The sequence below is a fragment of the Chryseobacterium luquanense genome (assembly GCF_026460945.1).
Classification (GTDB): domain Bacteria; phylum Bacteroidota; class Bacteroidia; order Flavobacteriales; family Weeksellaceae; genus Chryseobacterium; species Chryseobacterium luquanense.
This window is the reverse complement of sequence record NZ_JAOVZV010000019.1, coordinates 26,379-43,612: the sequence shown is the minus strand read 5'-3', so window position 1 is coordinate 43,612 and position 17,234 is coordinate 26,379. Positions and strand designations below refer to the sequence as shown.

Annotated in this window: 15 protein-coding genes and 1 riboswitch; of the genes, 13 read left to right on the top strand and 2 right to left on the bottom strand. The window is 32.5% G+C overall.

The annotated features are described in order from the left end of the window. Window positions 1–151: 151 nt before the first annotated feature. Complete coding sequence (locus tag OEA66_RS16415) at window positions 152–889, bottom strand: hypothetical protein (protein ID WP_267282395.1); 738 nt, start codon at window positions 887–889, stop codon at window positions 152–154. Between the two features lie 337 nt (window positions 890–1,226). Here OEA66_RS16415 and OEA66_RS16410 point away from each other — a divergent pair, with 337 nt between their 5' ends. From OEA66_RS16410 to OEA66_RS16380, 7 genes are all read left to right on the top strand, one after another. After that, entirely contained in the window at window positions 1,227–3,710 is a 2,484-nt protein-coding gene (locus OEA66_RS16410) for a peptidase associated and DUF5686 domain-containing protein (RefSeq protein ID WP_267282394.1), read from the top strand. Window positions 3,711–3,916: 206 nt separating this feature from the next. Then, complete coding sequence (locus tag OEA66_RS16405; RefSeq protein WP_267282393.1) at window positions 3,917–4,663, top strand: hypothetical protein; 747 nt, start codon at window positions 3,917–3,919, stop codon at window positions 4,661–4,663. A 119-nt stretch (window positions 4,664–4,782) separates the two neighbouring features. Then, on the top strand, window positions 4,783–5,535 hold the full coding sequence (locus OEA66_RS16400) for a hypothetical protein (RefSeq protein WP_267282392.1): 753 nt from the start codon (window positions 4,783–4,785) through the stop codon (window positions 5,533–5,535). Beyond that, the gene (locus OEA66_RS16395; protein WP_267282391.1) at window positions 5,535–6,212 is read left to right on the top strand and encodes a hypothetical protein; all 678 of its coding nucleotides are present in this window, start codon (window positions 5,535–5,537) and stop codon (window positions 6,210–6,212) included. Before OEA66_RS16400 ends, OEA66_RS16395 begins: the two co-directional genes overlap by 1 nt. 103 nt (window positions 6,213–6,315) lie before the next feature. Further along, the gene (locus OEA66_RS16390) at window positions 6,316–8,721 is read left to right on the top strand and encodes a hypothetical protein (protein WP_267282390.1); all 2,406 of its coding nucleotides are present in this window, start codon (window positions 6,316–6,318) and stop codon (window positions 8,719–8,721) included. Window positions 8,722–8,811: 90 nt separating this feature from the next. Next, window positions 8,812–9,048 carry a hypothetical protein gene (locus tag OEA66_RS16385; protein WP_267282389.1) on the top strand — a complete coding sequence of 79 codons (237 nt, stop codon included), beginning with the start codon at window positions 8,812–8,814 and terminating at the stop codon, window positions 9,046–9,048. Window positions 9,049–9,079: 31 nt separating this feature from the next. Then, window positions 9,080–9,460 (top strand): hypothetical protein, encoded by a 381-nt coding sequence (locus tag OEA66_RS16380; RefSeq protein ID WP_267282388.1) that lies wholly within the window; start codon window positions 9,080–9,082, stop codon window positions 9,458–9,460. A gap of 19 nt (window positions 9,461–9,479) precedes the next feature. Here the strand turns inward: OEA66_RS16380 and folP are convergent, their stop codons facing one another. Next, window positions 9,480–10,334 (bottom strand): dihydropteroate synthase, encoded by an 855-nt coding sequence (gene folP / locus OEA66_RS16375; protein WP_267282387.1) that lies wholly within the window; start codon window positions 10,332–10,334, stop codon window positions 9,480–9,482. 113 nt (window positions 10,335–10,447) lie between these two features. Between folP and OEA66_RS16370 the strand changes: the two genes are divergently transcribed. From OEA66_RS16370 to OEA66_RS16345, 6 genes are all read left to right on the top strand, one after another. Further along, window positions 10,448–11,002: a DUF1599 domain-containing protein gene (locus OEA66_RS16370; RefSeq protein WP_267264412.1), complete on the top strand. Its 555-nt coding sequence runs from the start codon at window positions 10,448–10,450 to the stop codon at window positions 11,000–11,002. A gap of 11 nt (window positions 11,003–11,013) precedes the next feature. Continuing rightward, on the top strand, window positions 11,014–12,123 hold the full coding sequence (locus OEA66_RS16365; protein WP_267282386.1) for a BT_3928 family protein: 1,110 nt from the start codon (window positions 11,014–11,016) through the stop codon (window positions 12,121–12,123). 90 nt (window positions 12,124–12,213) lie between these two features. Continuing rightward, the gene (locus OEA66_RS16360; protein WP_267282385.1) at window positions 12,214–12,564 is read left to right on the top strand and encodes a TerB family tellurite resistance protein; all 351 of its coding nucleotides are present in this window, start codon (window positions 12,214–12,216) and stop codon (window positions 12,562–12,564) included. Window positions 12,565–12,586: 22 nt separating this feature from the next. Next, window positions 12,587–14,713: a S9 family peptidase gene (locus OEA66_RS16355; RefSeq protein WP_267282384.1), complete on the top strand. Its 2,127-nt coding sequence runs from the start codon at window positions 12,587–12,589 to the stop codon at window positions 14,711–14,713. 28 nt (window positions 14,714–14,741) lie between these two features. Continuing rightward, the gene (tpiA, locus tag OEA66_RS16350) at window positions 14,742–15,500 is read left to right on the top strand and encodes a triose-phosphate isomerase (RefSeq protein WP_267282383.1); all 759 of its coding nucleotides are present in this window, start codon (window positions 14,742–14,744) and stop codon (window positions 15,498–15,500) included. Between the two features lie 151 nt (window positions 15,501–15,651). Further along, window positions 15,652–15,847: riboswitch (cobalamin riboswitch) on the top strand. A gap of 103 nt (window positions 15,848–15,950) precedes the next feature. Then, window positions 15,951–17,228, top strand: coding sequence for a T9SS type A sorting domain-containing protein (locus OEA66_RS16345; protein ID WP_267282382.1), 1,278 nt, complete (start codon window positions 15,951–15,953; stop codon window positions 17,226–17,228). Window positions 17,229–17,234: the final 6 nt, after the last annotated feature.

Below are 17,234 nucleotides of genomic sequence, written 5' to 3'. Positions count from 1 at the left end.
ATGATTTTTGTAAAATTTAAAGTTTTTTTACGTTCTTGTTAGAAGTAAAATATAAAAACTGAAATTGTTAATAGAATTTTAATTGAAAAAACTTAATTTATATTTTGTACATTAATTTGCCTAATGTAAAATACTTTCAGCAATAGTAAATTTAAAAGTTTAATTCAGTATTTATTATATTATCAAGTCGATTAAACTCATTTTTGTTTATTGTGTAAGATATTTCATCAACATAAGTGTTTAAATGACCACCATTTGTAAGCAAAAAAATATCCATATTTTCGAGTTCTTTAATTTGGCTAATAAATTCATCTTGTATTTTTCGGGTTATATTTCCTTGAGAAATAATTATGTAAATAAATTTAATATTTTCCGAAATTACTATTTCATTTTTTTCCTTTGTTTCACCATCATTAAATGAACATTTCTTTTTTTTTATTTTATCAAGTTGTGCATTTCTTTCCTTTGCTTGATTGAAAAAATCTTTTCGTTTATATCCCAAGTCAGTTTTAATATCAAATAGTACAGTTGCAATGTCATTAACAACAAATGCCAAATCTGGTCTTATTAGTAGAGCCCTTCTTTTACTTTTATTTTTTAAAGTTGTTCCTTTAAAAGAAATAGGTGGGTCAATAAATATCATAGCATTGTTTTCTTTCTTAGTAATTTTTTCAGCACAATAACATCCAAATAAGTCTTCTGTAACTGATGAAATTGAATGGCTAGTTCCCCGGCTTAATTTTTCAAAATTGTTTTTGGGAGGATAGATACATTTTCTTGCTTTTAAATACGAATTTCTAACTTCTTTTATAAATTCTTCTTGTGTCATTTTGTTTGGTAAGATATATTTTGGATTTCTTTTAAATTTGGATTTACTTAATAAGCCCATCCAATATATAATTTTTTAAAAATAGAAAATATCAAAACACAAAACAATTTTATTTCAACCGCAGATGAAAAAAAACCATGTTCTCAATACAAAATTTTTCTTCCAAAAATTCCTACTCGAACTGATGGAGATTCGGCAATAGAAAAATATTTAAGTAAAATCCTTAAAAATTCTTAAACATACTCCCTTTTTTCATTCCAACGGGAATTGAAGAATATAAAAATCAGCGGTATTGCATTGAAGTACAGCTGATTTAATTTTTAACAAAAGATTATATTTTCTGTTGCGGTTTTGTAACTTTCTAATCAATAGTTTTGTCTCATTAATAAAAAACTCAATGACTAAACTTTTATCTGCTCTGCTTGTATTGTCCACACTCCTGTTTTTCGGGCAAACTCAACTGAAAGTATTTAACAAATCCAACAAAGAACCAATTCCCAATGCGGCAGTTTATTGTGATGATGCACTGCTTGGTAAAACCGATTACAGCGGGAATCTCAGTTTTAAAACGAAATGTAAAAAAGTAGAAATTCTGGCCAGCAATTTTGAAGACATCACGGTGGATGTGAAAAAGTCGATGGAGATTTCGATGCTGCCTTTATCCGAAAAAAGAAACAATATCGACCGCGTGGTGATTCAAGATAAAAGCGACCCGAGAGCGTTGAGGATTTTAGACGAAGTAAATAAAAGAGCCAAAGATAATTCGCCCAAATCATTAGACTCATACGACTTTAAATCGTACAGTAAGTTTTCGCTTGATGTCGACAAAGATTCTGTGGATACCTACACCCGCTTTCTTGCGGTACGAAAAGATTCTCTTGCCAAAGTGGAAAAGAGAGATCTTAAAATGAAGGAGAAAGAGATTAAAGATTCTCTTATAGAACAGGATTTCATCAACGCCACCGAACAGAGCCAGATGTTTCTTTGGGAAAAAGCCACAGAGTACAAATATTCTAAAAGTTTTGGTGAAAAAACCAATATCATCGACAACCGGATGTCGGGTTTTAAAAATCCTATCTATGAAGCGTTGGCGATTAATATTTCCAATCTCGACCGTGTTCCAAGACAGTTGAGACCTGAAAACAGAAAGCTGTTCAATTTCTATCTTTCCGATACGCTGCAGATTGACGGGAGAAAAACCTTTGTGATTAAATTCAAAGAAATAACGGATAAAAAGAAGCAGAATCCGAGAAAATTCAACGGAAAAATCTATATCGATTCTGAAACCTACGCTCTGAAAAAGTTTGAAAGTGCCAACAAAAAAAGAAGTGAAGGCGACATCGTCTCCGTCTGGAAACCGATTGATGGAAAATGGTTTCTGGATTATGAAGATATTAAACTGAGAATGGGCGACCAGTCCTTTAACGTTGCCAAGAGAGACAGCGTGAAAACCGACAGCCTGAAGAAAGGCGCTTACATCAGTGACAAAAGGAAATACCATCAGAAAAGTTTTGGTAATTATCTCTATGTAAAAAATCGCTTTTTTGATTTTAAACTGAATGAATCTCAAAAAGCATCAGAGTTTAAAGGCTATTCTCTGGAAATGAAAAACTCAGACGGAAGTCTTCTCGACCAGTACAGAACCGACAGTCTGACCGCAAGAGAAAGCGCCACCTATTCGAATATCGACAGCCTTGTGCAGAAACATGATTTCGAAAAGAAATTAAATACCTTAACCCAATTGCTGCGAGGAAATCTCCGCTATAAAATGATTGATTTTGATATTACGAAGATTTTCAGTTACGATAAATATCAGGGAATCCGTTTGGGAGCCGGTGTGAAACTGAATGAGAAATTCAGCAAGACGTTTTCTCCGGATGGATATTTCGGCTACGGTTTTAAAGACCACACCTGGAAATACGGTTTAGGTTTAGATGTGAAATTATCGAGCAAAAGAACTTCGGTTTTCAGAATCGATTATGTGGATGATGTGTTTGCAGCAGGAAGATTCAGCAACAATATGTGGGACATGATGATGAGAATTAATGATTTGAATCTTGATATTCACAATGCTAATTTCTATAAAAATCAGAAATGGGGCGCGTCTTATTTGTATGATATTTCTAATTCTTTAAGCATGAAATTGAGTTTGAATAAAGAGAAACAGTCCGCTCTTTTTGATTATCAGTATAAAAATTTAGGCAACAGCTTTGACAATACGAGTGCTACTCTATCTTTGAAATTCTCTCCGAACGATAAAAACATTATGACGCCCAGCGGAAAATATACTTACGAAAAGGCATTTCCACAGGTTTTCATGAATTTCGAGAAAGGATTCAACGCCTTAGGCGGAAATTTGGATTACCACAGACTGGATGCAATGATTATTCATCAGTTCAGATCAAAATTGGGATATACCAACATCAAACTTTTCGGTGGGATTTCTTCGGGAACCGCTCCGATTTGGAAAAACTTTGAAATTGCAGGTCATAGAGACAGCAATCCGGATAAATGGTATCAGAATATCAACACACCTTCGAACCTAGGTTTTACGACGATGCCCGCGGGAACTTTTTATGCGGATAAGTTTGTCGGGTTTAAAATTTCACAATATTTACCGTTCAGATTTAAAACATTCGGAACTAGATATTCAAATATCGAAGTGGAATATCAGTCTGCAATCGGAGATTTTAAAAACAGAGGCGACCATCAGTTTAATTTCCAGGTTTTGGATCATAATTATCAGGAAGTTGGCTTAATTTGGAATAGATTCTTAGGAAGAAGCTTTGGGGTTGGGTTCTCGTATCGATTGGGGTATTATCAGACTTCAGAGTTTAAGGATAATTTCGGGGTTAAATTAAGGTTTAATGTTTTGAATTAGATGAGTTATAATACAAAAATGCACTCAATTTTAACGCAAAGCCCATAAAAGTTTTTTTAACTATTAACTGTTTTAAGTTACACAAAGGCGCTTCACTTATAAAAGCTCACAAAGTTTTAAACATTATAAATGTGAGCAATCAAAATATTTCAAGCAGAAGTCGAATGGCTTCTGTTTTGTTATTATCTTTTCAAAAAATATTATTTATGAAAAAACTACTTTTTGCAGTAATGACTTCACTACTGTTATTATCTTGTCAATCTAAGAAAGATAAGGTTCAGGATTTTGTTGATATGTACAATCGCTCGTCAAGCATGATTGCAACCAACCAAATTAAATCTACCAAAGCAACTGCTGTTTCAGAAAATCAGGTTGACATCTCTTTGGAGACAGATTATGAAAAAGGCGATATGGAAAGTGATCTTGTAACCAGCGCTCTTCCCGATTTGATCGGACAGGCAATAAGAAGCGAGAAACTGGGAAAAGAGCTTTTCGAAAGTGGTGTTCAGTTTAACATCAAAGTGTATGGTAAAAATTCTCAGGTTATTTTAAGCCAGCCTATTGACGATAAAAAATTATCGAAAGATGTTGATTTTAAAGCGATAGCCAAAGGTGAAAAACCAGACAGCAAGCAACTGAACACTATCCTGGAGTCATTCAACAAAAATCTTCCTATTGTAGATGCTTCTACAGGAACTAAAATCACAAGCATTAAAGCTGATGCAGAGAACAATTTGGTATACACCTGCGAAGTTCCGGATAGCTTTAAAACGGCTTTAGCAGTAGAAGGAACAGAAAAAGCGATGAAAGAAGCTATGTTGCAATCAGGAGAAATAAAGCAGGTTTTTGCGCAAACTTCGGTTTTAGGAATTAATCACATTAAATATCTATATGTCGATAAAAACGGAAAAGTGTTGAAAGAAGTTACGATTACAAAAGAAGAAGCAATGTAATTACGATACTTTTAAAATAATTGAAATTTAAATTAAGTTGAAATTTAATCTTTTAAATTAAACTAAAAACAGGGACTTTAGAGTTTCTGTTTTTTTATTTATCTTTCAAAAAAATACCCATGAGAAAATTATTTATTATCTTATTTTCAGCATTATTACTTTCCTCATGCGAGACAAAAATTGACAAAATAGATAATTTCGTAAGCAACTACAATGCTTCCTCCTCTATGAAAAATAGCTATATGATTAAATCTACAAAAGCTGTTGCGTCTGGCGAAAATGAAATTACAATTAACATCAATACTTTCAATGATTCCGAAAATAAGGAAGAAAAAAGATTAATCAAATCTTCAATTCCTGAAATTATGGGACAGGCTATTAGAAGTGAAAGAGAAGGAAAAGAACTTCTTGAAAAGGATGTAAAGTTTATCATTAAAATTTACGGTATTGGCGGAAGAGTAATCGCAAATGAAATCATTGATAAAAATAGTTCTATCGGGAAAGTTTCAAAAAATATAAAATCTTTACCAAAAGAAAATAAACAAGTCTCTGCACTTGATACTGTTCTTGAAGTATATAATAAGAATCTTCCGTTCGAAGATAAATCTTCCGGCACAAAGATTATGAGTATAAAAGCTGATGAAGAAAACAATATCGTTTATACAGTAGAAGTTCCCGAAAGTTTCAAAGTGCTTCTTACTATTGATGATTCTGAGGAAGTGATAAAAGAAGCCATTGCGAATTCTCCTCGTTTCAAACAAATCTTTACAAAAACAGAAGCTTTGGGAGTAAACAATATTATTTTTAATTACATAGATGCGAAAGGAAATAGCGTGAAAGAAATCACCATCTCCAAAACAGACATACAATAATGCAGGAAAGACCGGTTTGGAAAAACATTCTAAGTATTGTCTTATGTCTTTTTGTTGTAATAAGACTCGTAATGATGTGCAACAAATCATCCGATAAATCTTATTCTGAAAAAAGTTACGAAGATGCAAATTTTCCGATTCAGCAAAGCAGTTACAAATACGATAGTGATTCTTATAAAGACGAGAGTGCATCAAATGATTTATTCTACGAAAACTATGACAGTATTAATAAAATGAATGACGTACAGATGGCAATTTTTAAGGTAATAAAAGTAAAAAAAGACACCTTACTGCCTTTAGATTTTAATTCAAAAATAAAAATTGAAGCTAAAAGTTTTATTCAGAAAAATTATGACGACTCTCTTCAAATAGCGGTAAAACTTCCCGACAACACAAGTTTATTTTTACACTCTTACAGTTCTAAAAATGATATGCTAGAAAACTTTAAAGCAATAAAAAAGAACAAAAATCTAGGAAATATAAGTACGGAAATTGATAAAAAAAATTCTAAAATCATAAACTACAGCTACACATATAAAGACAAAAAATATAGTGGTTGTGCTTTGATAGCCAAAGAAGATGAACAATTTACTTCTTTTGAATTTGAAAATAATAAAATGTCTAAAAGTGAAATTTACTTATTAGCAATTACTTATCTCACAAACATGTTAAAGTAAAATTAAAAAAATATTTCGAAATCTCATTTTGAGTAAAAATACTTAACTTCAAAAACTTTCCCACCACAAGAAATATCTGTAATTTTGAAGTGAGAATTTCTGTATGAAAAGGAGTCTGAGTTTTATATTTTTTCTGGTTTTTATTTTTGGTTTTTCACAATCAAAAATTACTGTTTATAGTGAAGACGAACAAACTCCAATTTCTAACGCAACCATTTCGTGTGACAATAAAATCTTAGGAAAAACCAATTCTAACGGTTTTCTGGAATTTAAATCTAAATGTAAAAATATTCAGATTGAAGCACCGGGTTTTTATAAAGAAAGCGCTTCATCTGAAGAGAATATCAAAGTTTATCTTACTAAAACTTCCTCTAAAACCTATGCGATAGAAACCGTCATCCTCGAAGATAAAAGTGATCCGAGAGCATTGGAAATTCTACGAAAAGTAGATAAATTATTTAAAAGTAATTCCCCCGAAAGTCTCGATTCTTATGCTTACAATTCTTACGAAAAAGTTTCTTTGGATATCGATCAGGACAGTATTACGGCATTCAACAATGTTTTTACCAATAATTTAGGCTTATTTAAAAAAAATAAAAAAGAAGATTCTCTGAAAGACATTTCGGCAAGAAGAATTTTTGCCAACAGTAAACTTTTCCTTTGGGAAAGAGCTCAGGAATTTATTTATTCTAAAAAATACGGCGAAAAAATAAACATTCTCGATAATCGAATTTCCGGACTGAAACAGCCCATCTACGAAATGATAGCCCTGCAAAGTAACCGAAATAAAATACCAAATCAGATCAAACAGGAAAACCGTGGTTTGTACCGTTTTTTCCTTACAGACAGCATAGAAATCGACGGAAGACAGAATTATGTAATTCGATTTCGTGAAGTCAATTATAAAAAACCGATGAAAAAGAGAAAATTCAGCGGTTCCATTTATATCGACACTGAAACATACGGAATTAAAAAAATAGAGAGCATCAGTAAAGAAAAAAATGAAGGAAATATTACCAGTACATGGATTTTTTTCAACCATAAATGGTTTTTGTACGAAGAAAGCATAAAACTTCGCATGAGCCGAATGATGATGGGACAAGACAACGAAAATCCCGAAAAAGAGCAAGAAAAAAAGAGCAGTTTCGGAACTTATGCTTATCTATATGCAAAATATTCTAATTACACCTCCCCTATCGAAGAAAAAGCCGATGATTTTAAAGGCTATACTTTTTCCGTAAAAAACACCGATGGAAAAACGCTTCATCTTTACCGAACCGAACCATTATCTTCACGGGAAAGCCACACTTATAAAACTCTCGACAGTTTAGGAAAACTCTATAATATTGACCGTACAGCAAGGGTTTTGACAGGTTTGATAAACGGACAGGTTCGTGTAGGAAGTTTTGATTTTGATATTGGTGAAGTTGTCAATTATAACTTATACGAGGGTTTCAGATTTGGTTTAAAAGGAAAACTGAATGAGAATTTTGATCCTTATTTTTCTCCGGATTATTATTTTGCTTACGGGCTAGGCGACGATAAATTCAAGTACGGAATCGGTCTGGACATGAAAACTTCTCTCGAAAAAAATTCTTATTTCAGAATTGAATATTATGATGATGTAAATTCTTCCGGCGAATTTTACCGCAGACTTTGGACGTTCAGAATGCGAATGATGAATTATGGAAATAACCTGAACAACGACAAATATTACCGATATAAAGGTGCTTCTTTGTCTTATTTAAATGATGTAACAAACGGTTTAACTTTAGCTTTTGCTGCAAGAAGAAATACAGAAGAAGCTTTGTTTGATTACAGTTTCCGAGGAAAACAAGGTGCATTTGAAAATTTCAACACTTTAATTACATTGAAATACTCTCCAAATTCTACGAATGTGATGACTCCGCAAGGAAAGTCGGTGATTGACCAAAAATATCCTGAGCTTTATTTTAATTATGAGCAAAGTCTAAAAATTTTTGGAGGAGATTTTAATTACACCCGTTTTGATGCTTTGTTTGTTCATAATTTTAAAACAAGATTAGGAACTACCGGACTTCGTTTATACGGAGGTTTTCTTTTGGGTGAAGCTCCGATTTGGAAGAACTTTACAACAAACGGTTTGGCTTCTCCGAGTCGAGATATTAATTTTAACCTTACTTCTTACTTGGGGTTTGCCACTTTGGAAGGCGGAAAATTTTACAATGATAAATTTGTAGCGTATTATCTTACTCATAAACTCCCGTTTTATTTTAAAAGTATCGGACAAAATGTGACAAGTTTTGATTTTGTTCTGCGTGGAACTATTGGCGATATGAAGCATCCGGAATACCATGATTTCAGATTTAAAAAACTGGATCATCTGTATCAGGAAGTTGGTTTGGAATGGAATAATTTTCTCTCCTCTTATTTTAATCTTGGTTTATTTTATAGAGTCGGATATTATACAACGCCTAATTTTAAGCAGAATTTTGCAATACAGTTTAAACTTAAATTATTAGAATTCTAAAAATTCCACTCCTTTGGAGGGGTGGCGAAAATTCGAAAGAATTTTTGAAGGGATGGTTAAAGAAGCAGTAATTAATTAAAAAATAAATCAATGAAAAAAATAGAAATAAAAGCAGAGCAATTTTTTGAATTATTAAGACTAAAAGACACTTCGATGTGGTCACTTTTTTCGCAAATGATTGATGGCGAAGAAAAAGAAATCATCTTTTTAGACAACGAAGAAAAAATACTTTTCAACTATATTCTTCCGTCAAATCCTGAAAAGCTGGAAGAAGACAGAAAAGAATTTTCAAAACAATTCTCAGATAAACTTGCGAATTTGAATTAGTATCGTTCATTTTTTCAAATTAATATTTCAAATGAAAAGAAATTTCAGAATAACAGTTGTCATTTTCACTGCTTTTCTTTTGAGCGGATGTAACAGGCAAAAATTTGATTCTTCAAAATGGATTCCTTTTGAAAATGGTTTGTATGGAGAAAATTACAGAAAAAAAATGCTTGATGATTTAATCTATAATGTTTTGGATTTCCGCGTTACCAAAGATAAAAAAGGCACCAAAAAAAGTGATGTTATCAAATTAATCGGTAAACCATCTTCATTAGATTGTAATCATTACGAAGTGTATCAGATTGAAGAAAAATATGATATGATTGATCCCAACGGAGAAATTAATCTTAAACTAAGATATGATGCAGATTCTACACTCATTGGCTACGTTATAGAAGATGTTAACTATTAAAAGTAACTCAATTATGATCTTAGTAATTTAATTTCAAGAAATTATCTACTGTTTCTTTCGCTTCTGAAACATCATGAACACGCAAAATTTTGGCTCCCTGTTTTAAAACTTTTAAATGTAGTTTTTGCGTTTCTTCGTTGATATTTAAAGGAGATTTCCCTAAAGGCTTATAAATAAAAGATTTTCGTGAAATACCAATCAATAAAGGAAATTTTCCAAAGCCTAAAAATTGCGTTTCATTAATCATTTTCATTTGATCTTCAACCATTTTTCCGAATCCGAAACCGGGATCAAGAATAATATCTTTAATTCCTTTTTGTAAAAGTTCGTTCGTTTTTTTAGTAAAATATTGATTGACATTCAATATAATATCATCAAATTTAATTTTATCATGCATTGTTTCGTAAGAAGGATTTACGTGCATTAAAATATAGGGAAGTTTTGCTTCAGCAACCGTGTCAAACATATTTTTATCAAATTGTCCGCCTGAAATGTCATTTACAATATCAATTCCTTCATTAAAACCAAATTTTACGGTTTCTGCATAAAAAGTATCAAGAGAAATTAAAGCTTCAGGAAACTCTTTTTTAATATATGAAATCATTTTTCCAGTTCTTCTTATTTCTTCTTCACTGCTCAAAAATTCAGCATTTGGTCTTGTAGATTGAGGACCGATGTCAATAATTTCAGCTCCATCTTTCAACAACTTTTCGGCTTGTTCTAAAGCCGATTTTTCATTATTAAATTGTCCGCCGTCAGAAAAAGAATCAGGTGTAAGATTTAAAATTCCCATGATTTTTGGTGAACTTAAATCAACTAATTTTCCGTTGCAGTTTAATGAATAATTATCAATGAGTGATGAATGATTTTCCATTGTGCAAAAATACTTACTTCTTGTGTCAAACCTGTAATTTCTACCTAAAAAACTAATATCTGATTCCTGCTACCTAAAACCTAATTTGTATCTTTGAAAGATTAAGGAAATTTATGTCAAAAACTTCAGAACAGTTCGGTAAAATCATCAGTGAATGTCGTGATCTTTTCAGTAAAAAAATGCATGATTATGGTGCAGCTTGGAGAGTTTTACGCCCAAGTTCGATTACCGACCAAATTTATATTAAAGTCAACAGAATCCGCACGTTACAGATGACCGATGTAAAAATGATTGATGAAAGTGAGGAAGGAGAATTTGTCGCTATCGTTAATTACTCAATTATAGGATTGATTCAACTTGAGAAAGGTCTTTCGAACGATTTTAATGAAAATCCTGAAGAAATTCTAAATCTTTACGATAAATATTCTGCTGAAGCTCAGGCTTTAATGGAAAAGAAAAATCACGACTACGGCGAAGCATGGAGAGATATGAGAATTTCTTCCATCACCGATTTGATTTACCAAAAAGTACTGAGAACCAAACAGATTGAAGATAACCAAGGAAAAACTTTGGTTTCCGAAGGTTTGGATGCCAATTATTTTGATATGCTGAATTATGCAGTTTTCTGTCTGATTAAATTTTCTGAACAAACAACTCAACCGAAATAAAAACGATTATTATGATAAAAGGTTTATTACGTTTCATTATTGCTGTTATTTTCATCGCTTCAGGTTTTGTAAAAGCTGTGGATTTGGTAGGTTTTTCCTTTAAAATGGAAGAATATTTTTCTCCATCGGTTTTCAATATGCCGTTTTTGGAGAAATTTGCCCTCCTTTTTTCAATTATTGTAGTTGTTCTTGAGTTATTCTTAGGATTCTTACTTTTATTAAAATTAAAACTGAAATTCACGCTTTCTGCACTGATTGCTCTTTGTGTCTTCTTTGGATTTTTAACATTCTATTCAGCTTATTTTAATGTTGTTACAGATTGCGGATGTTTCGGAGATGCGATTAAATTTACACCTTGGGAAAGCTTTTTGAAAGATGTTATTCTTTTGGTTGGTCTAATTATCCTTTTCATTTTATACAGAAAAGAATTCACTAAAAAAGATGCTTACAGTGACAATAATAAACCTGAGAACAATAAATTTAAATCAGTCGCTTTAGGCGTTTTCTGTGGAATCATGATCGTTATTATGTCAATGGGAATCATCAATGAACCGATTATTGACTTCCGTGATTATAAAGTCGGAACTGATTTGAAAGCCGAAAAAGCAAAAATCAATAAAAATCCTTCTGAATATAAAACTGTCTATTCAATGAAAAATTCTAAGACAAGAGAAGTTCTAAAAGTGAATCAAGATGATTACGTTAACCAAACAAAATATTGGGAAGAAGGTTCGCCTTGGAAAATTGAAGAAGGTAAAAATGAGTCTAAATTAATCAAAGAAGGTTATAAATCTGAAATCGTAAAATTCAAAATTGAAGATCCTACAGGAATTGATTTAACTGATGAAGTTATCAATGCTCCAAAAGCAATTTTAGTTTTTTCGTATCATCCAAAAGAGGTTTCTCCAGAATTAATTAAAAACATAGAAGCTAAAGTAAACGCTCAGAAGGGAGCTGTGATTTATGGAGTTTCTACCGAACAAAATACTTTTAAAACAATAAAAAATGCAATGATGGATGGAACTGCAATTAAAACCATTGCAAGAAGTAATCCATTCGTTTTAACATTAGAAAAAGGAAAAATTGTTGATAAACAACCTGCTAAAAACTATATTGACTAGGTTTTCATAGCCAATTGTGAATAAGGAATTATCAATTTTTAAACCTTTAAAAAATAGTAAACTCAGAATATTAAATTTTAAACTAAAAAAATGCAAAAATCAAATAAATCTATCGCCGGTTATCACTTATTAATGATTCTTTCGTCTGTTGACGGAGAGTTTGCTCCCGAAGAAGGAATGTTGGTACAACAATATCTTGCTGACGAATTTCCTTTTAAAATGAATTTGGATAACGAATTAGAAACGATCGCATTACTTCAACCTGAAGAATGGAAAGATCATTTTGAATTTCACGGACGTTGTTTCCTGGAGGATTCTACGGAAGAAGAACGTTTAAGTTTCATTCAATTTGCTAAAACGTTGATTAAAGCTGATGATAAAGTGACCGATGAAGAACATACATTCTATGTTCTTCTGAAAAATCTTTGGAACTTAAACTAAAGATAAAAAATGCAACAATAACATGAAAAAAATTTGCCTGTCCCTATTAGTAATGAGTACAACCCTATTTCAGTCTCAGATATTTCCGGAGATGAAAGCTCCGATTGCCGATAAAAAACAACACCTGAGAAACATTCATGGTGATAAGGTGAATGATCCTTATTACTGGATGATCGATTATTTCAAAAAGGGAAAAGATTCTACACAAGTTGTTAATTATCTTACCTCCGAAAATTCTTACTGGGAAGGAATGATGAAAGATACAGTGCCTTTCAGAGAGAAGCTTTTTCAGGAAATGAAGGCAAGAATTAAGGAAAAAGACGAATCTGTTCCGGTTTTCAGGAAAGGATATTATTACTACACCCGAACTGAGACCGGAAAACAGTATTTTAAATATTGCAGAAAAAAAGGTAATCTTAGTTCTCCCGAAGAAATTCTTTTGGATGTAGACCAGCTTGCGGAAGGTCATGCTTACTATTCTGCGGCAGGTTTCAGCATCAGTCCAGATAATTCTAAGATGATTTACGGTGTTGATGATGTTTCAAGAAGGCAGTATAAATTATTTTTAAAAGACTTAACAACCGGAAAAATTACCGATTTAGGAATTAAAAACACCACTGGTTCTGCAACCTGGGCGAATGACAACAAAACAATTTTCTATACAGGAAAAAATCCTGAAACGCTTTTAACAGAGAAAATTTACAGACATTCTCTAGGTACAGATCCCTCAAAAGATGCTTTAGTCTACGAAGAAAAAGACAAAACCAATTATATTGGCGTAGGAAAATCCAAGAACGAAAAAATCATTATGATTGTTTCTTCAGCGACCACTTCTTCAGAGACAAGATATATTAATGCAGATGAGCCTAATGCAGCTTTCAAGGTTTTCCAGCCAAGAATGAAAGACGTTTTATATGATGTAACTGCCTTGGAAGATAAGTTTCTAATCACAACCAATAAAGACGCGCTCAATTTCAAAGTGATGGAAACTCCTTTGGATAAAACAGGCGTTGAAAACTGGAAAGATTTCATGCCGCACCGAAAAGATGTTTTGATGGAAGGAATCAGTGAGTTTAAAAATTACCTGGTTTTCAGTGAAAGACAAAACGGGCTTTCTCAATTGGTGATTATTGACAGAAGAACCAATAAAAAAGAGTTTTTAAAATTCGATGAAGCAGCTTATACCGTTTATCCATCAGGAAATCCTGAGTATAATACTGATTATTTCAGATTCGGATATACTTCGATGATTACTCCGAGTTCACAGTATGAGCAAAATTTACAAACAGGAAAAAGAACTTTACTCAAACAACAGGAAGTTTTGGGAGGTTACAATAAAGCCAATTATGTAACGGAGAGACTTTTCGCTTTTGCAAAAGACGGCATAAAAATTCCAATTTCTATTGTTTATAAAAAAGGGTTGAAAAAGGAAGGTAAAAACCCACTCCTACTCTACGCTTACGGCTCTTACGGGAGCTCGATGGAAGCAACTTTCAGCAGTACAAGACTGAGTCTTCTGGATAGAGGTTTTGCTTTTGCAATTGCGCACATTCGTGGGGGACAAGAAATGGGGCGCCAATGGTATGAAGACGGAAAAATGTTGAAAAAGAAAAATACATTTACCGATTTTATCAACGCAGGAGAATTTTTAATGAAAGAAAAATATACCTCACCAAAACATTTGTATGCTCAAGGAGGAAGTGCAGGTGGACTTTTGATGGGAGCTGTTGTCAACATGAAACCAGAATTATGGAACGGAGTAATTGCACAAGTTCCTTTTGTGGATGTTATCAATACGATGTTGGATGAAAGTATTCCTTTGACAACGAATGAGTATGATGAATGGGGAAATCCGAATAATAAAGAAGCATACGATTATATGAAATCTTATTCTCCGTATGAAAATATTGAGAGAAAAAACTATCCTAATTTATTGGTAACAACAGGTTTACACGACTCTCAGGTACAATATTTTGAGCCTGCAAAATGGGTAGCAAAATTAAGAGATTTAAAAACTGACAAAAACGTATTATTTTTAAAAACAGATATGGAATACGGTCATGGAGGCGCTTCAGGAAGATTTGATTATCTGAAAGATATTGCTTTGGAATATGCTTTCATGTTTAAATTGGAGGGAATTAATAAATAAAAAAGAAACAAAAAGATAATATAGAACTATGAGAAGAAAAATAGTTGCAGGAAACTGGAAAATGAACAAAAATGTCATTGATGCTCAACAATTAATGATTCAATTATTAAGCTATAAAAATAGTAATACTAGCAATTGCGAAGTTTGGATTGCGCCGCCTTCTTTGTATTTAATGATGGCAAAAGATATTTTTGAGAAAGACGAAATCGGAGTTTTTTCTCAGGATATGAGCGAATTTGAAAGTGGAGCATACACAGGCGAACTTTCTGCAGATATGTTGGAGTCTATCGATGCAACAGGTTCTCTAATCGGTCACTCTGAGAGAAGACAATATCACGGAGAAAGCGATGAAAGTTGCAATAAAAAAGTAAAATTAGCTTTAGATAAAGGTTTAATTCCTGTTTACTGTAACGGGGAAACTTTAGAGCAAAGAAAAGCAGGGCAACATTTTGACGTTGTAAAAACTCAGACTGAAACGGCTCTTTTCACGCTTTCTGCAGAAGAAATTAAAAAAGTTGTCATCGCTTACGAACCAGTTTGGGCAATCGGAACAGGAGAAACTGCAACCCCGGAACAAGCGCAGGAAATTCACGCTCACATCAGAGGAATTATTGCAGAAAAATACGGACAGGAAGTTGCTGACGAAGTTTCTATTCTTTACGGTGGTTCTGTAAAACCTGATAACGCAAAAGAAATTTTCTCTCAACCTGATATTGACGGTGGTTTGATTGGTGGAGCTGCATTAAAACTTGAAGATTTCTCAAAAATTATTGAAGGTTTTAATTAAGAAACAATTCACATAAAAAAGTAAAGACATATCGTTTGATATGTCTTTTTTAGTTAAATCAACAATACAAGCATTTAACAAATAATCATTATTCAACATAATTTAAAAATCATTGAATTATTATTAAAATATCATTCAATTTTTAAATAATATCTTTGCAAAAGTTTAAGGTTGAACCCATGCGTTCATTAATAGGGAATCAAGTGAAATACAATAATTCTTGAGCTGTACCCGCAACTGTAAGCTATTCAACTTATTATAAATAAAACCACTGTTTTGTTTTAAACGAAATGGGAAGGTAATAATAAGATGCAAGCCAGGAGACCTGCCTTAGATGAATTTCAACTTTCGGGAAGAAAAGTTTATGAAATAAGAATCTTTATAGATTTTTTCATGACTGTTTTTTCCTGCAGTGAAGTTTCGGGAGTAAAACTTTAATATAATTATATCATGAAGAAAATCTATTTTCTTATTCTTGCGTTTGTAATTTCTTTTGCAAATGCTCAGACTGAAGGAGTCTTAGTACTTAACGAAGGCGGTGCTGGAAGCAATAATGCTGAAATATCACTTATTAACAATCAATCGGTTGTCACCAACAATTATTATAAAAGTAAAAATAACAATGCAACATTGGGCGATACGGCTCAAGACATTAAAATTTTTGGTGATAAAATTTTTGTGGTTTTAAATATTTCAAACCAAATCAAAGTCATCAACAAATCTGATTTTTCTTTAATTACAACAATTTCGACCAATCTTAATAATCCAAGATACATTGCTTTTAATGGCAACAAAGCTTACGTCACCAATTGGGGAAGCGGCAGTAGTACTACTGATGATTATGTGGCAGTATTTAATCTTAACAATTATACTCACGAAACAAATATCCCTGTAGGAAACGGTCCTGAAAAAATCTTCAGCAAAAACAACAAATTATATGTTTTGTTAAAAGGAGGTTACGGATTGAATCAGTTTATGGATATAATCAATACGACAACCAACACCGTTGAATCTCAGGTAAATGTTGGGAATTCTCCAAACAGTATTTTTGAAAAAGATAACCTACTGTACATTATGAGTTCGGGAGATCCCTACTCTGCAACATCTTTTGGAAGGCTTACTGTTTACAACACGACTACTCAAAGTGTAGCTTCAAGCACAACATTTCCTGTCGGTGTAAAACCGTCTTACATGGACACAGATGGAACGAATATCTATTATATGAACGAAGCTTCGATTTATAAAACACCGATTGCTTCGCCTTCCATCACTACAAATCCAATCGCAGTTACCCCGATTGCTGTAAACAGTTACGGAACAGCTTATGGATTTAATGTTGTGAATAATAAAATTTATGCCGCCGATCCACAAGGATATGTTGCGCCGGGAAAAATTTACACTTACGATTTACAAGGTTCTTTATTGAATACTTTTACGGTAACTTCTTTACCTAATCAAATTATTGCATACAGCAGCGCATCTCTTTCAACTGCTGAAAATTTAAAAACTTCTAAATTATCAATATATCCAAATCCTGCAAGCTACAAGTTCTTTGTACAAGACTTAAATGGAGGAAATATTCAGGTTTATGATGTGAATGGAAGAATGATTATCAACACGCAATATACTCCAAACGGAATTGAAGTAAGTACACTTTCTAAAGGAGTTTACGTTGTAAAAATCACAGATAAAAATAACAGTTTCAGTGAGAAATTAATCATTAAATAAGATTTA

What these genes read in the sequence shown, in the direction of transcription:
- OEA66_RS16415 (WP_267282395.1), bottom strand. Translation starts at nt 889, where the DNA reads ATGGGCTTATTAAGTAAATCCAAATTTAAAAGAAATCCAAAATATATC.
- OEA66_RS16410 (WP_267282394.1), top strand. Translation starts at nt 1,227, where the DNA reads ATGACTAAACTTTTATCTGCTCTGCTTGTATTGTCCACACTCCTGTTT.
- OEA66_RS16405 (WP_267282393.1), top strand. Translation starts at nt 3,917, where the DNA reads ATGAAAAAACTACTTTTTGCAGTAATGACTTCACTACTGTTATTATCT.
- OEA66_RS16400 (WP_267282392.1), top strand. Translation starts at nt 4,783, where the DNA reads ATGAGAAAATTATTTATTATCTTATTTTCAGCATTATTACTTTCCTCA.
- OEA66_RS16395 (WP_267282391.1), top strand. Translation starts at nt 5,535, where the DNA reads ATGCAGGAAAGACCGGTTTGGAAAAACATTCTAAGTATTGTCTTATGT.
- OEA66_RS16390 (WP_267282390.1), top strand. Translation starts at nt 6,316, where the DNA reads ATGAAAAGGAGTCTGAGTTTTATATTTTTTCTGGTTTTTATTTTTGGT.
- OEA66_RS16385 (WP_267282389.1), top strand. Translation starts at nt 8,812, where the DNA reads ATGAAAAAAATAGAAATAAAAGCAGAGCAATTTTTTGAATTATTAAGA.
- OEA66_RS16380 (WP_267282388.1), top strand. Translation starts at nt 9,080, where the DNA reads ATGAAAAGAAATTTCAGAATAACAGTTGTCATTTTCACTGCTTTTCTT.
- folP (WP_267282387.1), bottom strand. Translation starts at nt 10,334, where the DNA reads ATGGAAAATCATTCATCACTCATTGATAATTATTCATTAAACTGCAAC.
- OEA66_RS16370 (WP_267264412.1), top strand. Translation starts at nt 10,448, where the DNA reads ATGTCAAAAACTTCAGAACAGTTCGGTAAAATCATCAGTGAATGTCGT.
- OEA66_RS16365 (WP_267282386.1), top strand. Translation starts at nt 11,014, where the DNA reads ATGATAAAAGGTTTATTACGTTTCATTATTGCTGTTATTTTCATCGCT.
- OEA66_RS16360 (WP_267282385.1), top strand. Translation starts at nt 12,214, where the DNA reads ATGCAAAAATCAAATAAATCTATCGCCGGTTATCACTTATTAATGATT.
- OEA66_RS16355 (WP_267282384.1), top strand. Translation starts at nt 12,587, where the DNA reads ATGAAAAAAATTTGCCTGTCCCTATTAGTAATGAGTACAACCCTATTT.
- tpiA (WP_267282383.1), top strand. Translation starts at nt 14,742, where the DNA reads ATGAGAAGAAAAATAGTTGCAGGAAACTGGAAAATGAACAAAAATGTC.
- OEA66_RS16345 (WP_267282382.1), top strand. Translation starts at nt 15,951, where the DNA reads ATGAAGAAAATCTATTTTCTTATTCTTGCGTTTGTAATTTCTTTTGCA.